Raw genomic sequence first — 1,113 nt, forward strand, 5'->3', positions numbered from 1 at the left:
TCGACGACGGTGCTGACCACAACAACAGTGATCGACGGAGTGACGCATACGGTGGTGGAGACCAGGGGCAGGTCGGAGCAGACCCTGTCGATCGCCTATATGCCCGCGGCACTGCCGGCCCCGATCGCTGTCGGCACGCCGGCCGATCCCTGGACCTACAATGCCGCCAACAAGCTCTCGACGGTGCCCGGCTTGATCACTGCCGCCAGTTACGAGGCGGACGGGCAGACGAAGTCGATCGCCTATGCCAACGGGGTGACGACGCAGTTTGCCTATTCGCCCACCCGGCGCTGGCTCTCGCGGGTGACGACGGCCAAGGGCAGCACGGTGCTGATGGACAATCAGTACACGCTGCGCGACAGGCTCGGGCGGATCAGGACGATCACCGGCCTCACTCCCGCCGATAGCTGGACCTATGCCTATGACGACCTCGACCGGCTGATCTCGGCCGACAATGCCGGCGACAATGGGCTCGACGAGACTTACAGCTACTCGGCGACCGGCAATCTTCTGTCGCGCACCCGGATCGCCGGCACCTATACCTATCCGGCCGGCACGGCGGTGCGTCCGCATGCGGCCACCCAGATCGGTTCAAAGACGATCGGCTACGATGCCAACGGCAACATGGTCTCGGACGGCACCCGCACGCTTGTATGGGACCGGTCGAACCAGCTTGCCAGCGTCAGCCAAGGGGGATCGGCGGTGAGCTTCTCCTATGGTCCGGACGGATCGCGGGTGATGAAGAACTGGGCGCTCGGCAAGACGCTTTATGCCGGGGCGGATATCGAGATCGACCGCACCACGCCGGGGGCGGAGACCTATACCTATTATCCGCATCCCGACATCAAGCTGGTGACGACGGCAACCGGCGCGACCACCAAAAACTTCCTGCATCGCGACCATCTCTCGTCGGTGCGGCTGGTGACCGACGAGGCGGGTACGCTTGCCGAACAGACCAGTTATGCGGCGTATGGCGAGACCACCAATCCGGCGATGCAGACGAAGAAGGGCTATATCGGCGAACGCTTCGATGTCGAAACCGGGCTGATGTATCTCAACGCCCGCTATTACGACCCCGCCTTCGGACGGTTCATCGAAAAGGATGACCAGGCC

Annotated in this window: 1 protein-coding gene; it reads left to right on the plus strand. The window is 63.3% G+C overall.

Translation table 11 applies throughout. The annotated features are described in order from the left end of the window. A partial coding sequence (locus MOV61_RS29985) for an RHS repeat protein (protein WP_247139186.1) occupies positions 1-1,113 on the plus strand: 1,113 nt, incomplete at both ends.

Source organism: Neorhizobium sp. BETTINA12A (assembly GCF_023006485.1).
Classification (GTDB): domain Bacteria; phylum Pseudomonadota; class Alphaproteobacteria; order Rhizobiales; family Rhizobiaceae; genus Neorhizobium.